The organism is Fodinibius halophilus (assembly GCF_011059105.1).
In the GTDB taxonomy this organism is placed as follows: Bacteria; Bacteroidota; Rhodothermia; order Balneolales; family Balneolaceae; genus Fodinibius; species Fodinibius halophilus.
Window position 1 is genome coordinate 1 of the sequence record NZ_JAALLS010000049.1, and the last position, 5,061, is coordinate 5,061.

At 35.3% G+C, this 5,061-nt stretch carries 5 protein-coding genes; all 5 read left to right on the plus strand.

What is annotated here, in order from left to right:
* The first annotated feature begins 170 nt into the window (after window positions 1-170).
* On the plus strand, window positions 171-869 hold the full coding sequence (locus G3569_RS18000) for a hypothetical protein (RefSeq protein ID WP_165271475.1): 699 nt from the start codon (window positions 171-173) through the stop codon (window positions 867-869).
* Window positions 870-1,031: 162 nt separating this feature from the next.
* Window positions 1,032-2,261: a hypothetical protein gene (locus G3569_RS18005; protein WP_165271476.1), complete on the plus strand. Its 1,230-nt coding sequence runs from the start codon at window positions 1,032-1,034 to the stop codon at window positions 2,259-2,261.
* 630 nt (window positions 2,262-2,891) lie between these two features.
* Complete coding sequence (locus G3569_RS18010) at window positions 2,892-3,386, plus strand: hypothetical protein (RefSeq protein WP_165271477.1); 495 nt, start codon at window positions 2,892-2,894, stop codon at window positions 3,384-3,386.
* A gap of 240 nt (window positions 3,387-3,626) precedes the next feature.
* Entirely contained in the window at window positions 3,627-4,175 is a 549-nt protein-coding gene (locus G3569_RS18015; protein WP_165271478.1) for a hypothetical protein, read from the plus strand.
* Entirely contained in the window at window positions 4,172-4,930 is a 759-nt protein-coding gene (locus G3569_RS18020) for a hypothetical protein (RefSeq protein WP_165271479.1), read from the plus strand. Before G3569_RS18015 ends, G3569_RS18020 begins: the two co-directional genes overlap by 4 nt.
* The last annotated feature ends 131 nt before the right edge of the window (window positions 4,931-5,061 follow it).

Below are 5,061 nucleotides of genomic sequence, written 5' to 3' on the forward strand. Positions count from 1 at the left end.
CTTGACTTACTCTTAGAATACGCATTAACGCGGACGCCGCTCGCCCATCGTTCCCACTTCTTGCTTTTACGGTTCAAATTTTGTCATTTATAACCCATCAAGAATCTCGGCGCAGGTTATGCGCCGTCCGTTAGCCTTCATTTTCAAATCAGGTTTCAAAAAATATTGCTATGAATTTAGGGAATTTAGGAAGCTTCAATTTTGAGATGCCAAAACCCAACATTCCTAATCTGGGTCAGCCCCCAAGAGAAATCGACCTTAGCCCTGAAGAAGCTTTTAAAGTGAAAAAAATAATGAGCAACTTGGCAAGCACAGGCTTAACTGTGGACTCATTATTTGATTTATTTAATGACTGGCAAAGTAATAAAACAAAATCCACAAAACGCTTTGTTTTGTCCTTTTCCTTTATTCTCTCATTAACAATTGTTGCTGGTGTTAATATCACAGAAATTGATTTATTTGGAGTATCGGTTCAAGATGAAATGTCTGCATTATTTTTGAGTTCGTTGGCAACTATCTTAGTAATTTCTTTCTTTTACTATATTTATTTACAAAATAAAGATTGGGAAGTACATACTGCTAAAACTTCTTATGTCGATAAAAGCTTGAAAAACTGCTTAAACATGGTTGAGCAAATTGATGATATTCTAACCAAAAAGGATATTAAATCAGCAAAAGATCTTTTTGACGATTTTAAAAGTTCATATGATAAATCCAATTTGGAGTTCGAAGCTTATCAAGCAATTAAGTTTTATAAAAATAATTTGAAAGATACTCGTAAGAGTATTGATTGGGTTGAAAAGCTTGAATTATGGGGAATCTGTATTCTTAATTTTTTGGCTCTTATAGCAATAATAACCTCATTCTAAAATTGAAAGGCTAACCCGCGCATTAACGCGGACGCACCTCGCCCTCTCTTGCTCGTTTTGTTTTCTTAGCATCAAATAGTAAAATAGAAATGAATTAACGTTGGTCCGTGCGCCGGTTATGCGCCATGTCGTTAGGTACACTTAAAATATCATCAATTATTTATGAGACAATTCACAACTGATTCATTCAGGGAAATTGATGGGCATTCCTATTTCCAGAATTTATCGGAAAATCTGCGTAAAAGAATTAAGAGGGAAGACAAAGAATATATTCTTGGGGTCGACGAAGAAGAGTACAAAAAATATTTAGTAGAAGAACTATCCTTAGAGCCAATTGAAATATTAAAATCGAAAGAAAAGGTTGAAGAGCCTGTTGCTAGAGAGGAATTGGTAACCGATAGAGCATGGGGAAACGAATACAAAAAGAAGTTCTATTATTTTGCTATTAAGTATCCTTTCAAAGGAACCCCAGAACTATTTAAAGTTGCTCCCTCTCCCAGAACACTCAGATCAACTGAAATTACTGTATACCCACAAAGAAAAATTGTCGAAATTAGTTTTAAAATTTCTGAAAAGAATCCCAAAGCATTTAAAAATGCAAAGAACAAAAAATATATAGATGCATTTGTCAACGTAGATAATATTAATAAACAAGTAGCAAACTGGAATAGAAATCTGCGTCAAAAAGTTGAGTCATTTTTTGAATCAACTAAGAAAGAATATTTAGAAGAAAACGAATTTTACGAGGCCATAAATGTATCTGTGGATGAGGATACTAAATCAGTTTTTTCAGTACCGACAATTAAGAAAAAAGAAGTTCCTAAACCATCTAAATCAGATGGGAAGTCCATTTCGTCTGAACCTATAATGTCAGATGAAATGTATGAGGATGCCATCAAAATACTTTATGACGTCGGGAAGAAAATGGAGAGAAAACCTTCTTTATATAAAGATAAAGATGAAGAAGGTATCAGAGATCAATTTTTATTATTCCTAGAAACCCGATATGAGGGAACTACTGCGACAGGTGAAACTTTTAATAAAAAAGGCAAAACAGATATCCTCTTAAAATATTCAGAAGATGGAACTAACCTATTTGTTGCTGAATGCAAATTTTGGAAGGGAATTAAAGCTTTTTTTGAAGCTATTAATCAATTATTCGACCGATACTTAACTTGGCGAGATTCAAAGGTTTCTGTAATACTTTTCGTTCAAAATAAAAATTTCTCAAATGTCCTCGATGAGATAAGAAATAAAATAGAAGACCATCAATACTATTTACGTGAAAATGGAGAAAATGGAGAATCTTCGTATAGTTATATTTTCTCACTTCCAGATGATCCAGATAAAGAAGTTTATCTCGAGGTTATGGCTTTTCACTTTCCTGAATAAGAAGTGTACCTAACCCGCGCATAAACTCGGACGCAACTCTCCCCAGGGTGGCGTCCTTTGCTTTTGGGGAAACATTTTCAGAACCTGTAATTCATCAAGATCCTGTTGCGCCGGTTATGCGCCAATCGTTAGTTTGCCCGCCGGCCTTCGCGGTTTGTCGTCTGGTTTTGCTCGGTGTTTTGCTTCTAAAAACAGGCTAACATTTCATCAATTTTGCCACCGTTTTCCAGTTGCCATTTTTTTGGCTCATAATCTGCAATAGTGCTACTTTCACATTCCGTATTTTTGCCCTCGTGGTTGGTGACGAATTTTTGCTTTTAAGATCGGACATTCTCGGTGCTAAAGCCGTTGGTCCAAATTCCCATCTTCCGTTTTGTCTTGGCCGAGCGGGGCTAACATCTTTCTGTGTCCGCTGTTTAGTTACGAGATTTTATCAAAACTGTTGCTGGCTCCATATTTTCTGCCCCAAACTAACACGCGCTATCAGCGGACAGGCCTCGCCCTTTCTTGCCCAACTCCCATTTTTTAGTTACTCTTTCTTTTTATGAAAAATATACATTCTGGCGCCTGCAGCTGTAGCGCCAATCGTTATACTGCCTTTTTGAATCCACTAAATAAATCAGGAGTGTTATGAAACCAATACCCAACTTTGCAATCTTATTTATAGCTTTCTCAGTTTTAGCAAGTAGCTGCTCCGTATTTAGTCCAGAAAAAGAAGACCCTACAATTCAGTTCTTCTCTTCTTCGCAATCTGAATTATTAACTGAAGGAAGTATTCAAGTAGAGGTTCCTGAAAACCACCAAGAAATTACTCTAACTGATAGTCAGTCGAAATCACAACGATTCACCGTAACACCGGATACTTTTTCCTTTGAATTCAGCTTTTTTAAGCACGATACAGAAGAACTAATCAGCCAGGGAGACGCTAAGCTAAATGTCGAACAAGACAAGAATTACACTATATCCTTTGATCCTTTTAAGGTTGATACGTCCTCAGAAGGTAGCATCAGCTACGGCGGATGTTTTGATTGTCTAAAATTCACATCATTCAGTATCAATTACTCCGCATTGGATTCAACCTCTTCTTTATATAATCATCGATTGCTTATTACATTCTTTGATTAAACTGATATTTATTTTAAATCCCTGGAATACTTAAAATTTTAGGCAGTATAACACGCGCATTAACTCGGACAGGCCTCGCCATCTCCTTGCCTCCCTTCTATTTATTAGTTAATCTTTTATTTTAAAACTAATTCAACATTTCGGCGCCTGCCGGTTATGCGCCATGTCGTTAGGTGGCTTTGCTAAACACAAATAAGTTTATTTATTTAATTCCCAAATTTTAATTTATCAACTATCACAATGGAGAATCAAGCAAAATTAAGGCTATCATTAAAGAACGGGGAGTTCGAAATTAGTGGATCAGAAGAATTTGTTACCGAACAAATTCAAAATTTCAAAGATATTATAGAAGAGTCGATTGAAAACTATTCGCCTGAAGTTCAACAAAATATAGCCCCACCATCACAAGGAGTACAAGCAAACCAAAATGGTGAAAACAAAAATAAAGGGATAGATAATTACAAAACACTTTATGACTTCAATGATGAAGAAATAAAGATTCTAAAACGAATTCCAGGTAATTCTAAAAGAGAAAGAATGGTAAATGCAGCACTTTTATTTTTACATGCCAAAAAGTTGAAATTTGATGAAGAAGTAGCTGCTTTTTCAAATATCAGAACTGTATGTGAAGATCATGGTTTCTTAGATTCAAAGAATTTTTCAGCAGCTTTAAATGATGCAAATGAATTACTGAATTGTTCAGGTTCAGGTAGAAGTCAAGAAGCCAAACTCACATTTCCCGGAGAGCAAGCAGCTGAAGATCTAGCAAAAGAATTAATTTCTTCATGAATTTAGCCAAGTTAAAGAAGTTAATTGCTAATAATTATGACCAACAAATTTCTGACCACTTAGTAAGTTCCTTTTTAGAAATAGAGGAAAATTTTGTTATAAAAAAGTGGAAACCGAGTGAGTTAAACGCTGGTCACTTTGTTGAGGCAGTTCGTAGAATTATTGAATTAGAACTTTTCGGTAAATACACCCCATTCAATAATAAGTTGCCGCATTTTAATGATTCTGAGCTTCAAAGATATGAGAGACAAAAAGGCCATGAATCATTCAGAATGTTAATACCTAGAATATTAAAGGCAATTTATAATATTCGTAATAAAAGAGGAGTTGGTCACATTAGTGATATTTCTCCTAATGAAATGGATGCAACTCTTATCCTTTACAATGTTAAATGGGTACTTGCTGAAATAATTAGGCTAAATTCTAATTTAAAACCTGAAGAAACTCAACAAATCATTAATAAAATTGTTGAGAGGGATATTCAATTACTTTGGAAAGACGGAGAAGTTAAGCGAATTCTCAATCCAAATATCTTAGCAAAAGATAAGGTATTAGTATTACTTTATGACGAATCTCCTATGCCAGCTGAGAAGATTCGTGGTATAATCGAATATAAAAACTCCTATAACTTTAAGAAGATTTTGAAAGGTCTGCATAGTGATAGATTAATTGAATTTGATGATGATAATATTTGCAAAATTTCCCCAACAGGAATAACAGAAGCTGAAAAAATTCTACAAAAATCAGCCACCTAACCCGCGCATTAACTCGGACGCACCTCGCCAACTCTCTGCCTCTCTTGGTTTTAAGCCTCTTCTTTCGTTAGTTGCTATTTCAGCATGAATCCGTGCGCCGGTTATGCGCAATGTCGTTATTTTGCCCGCCG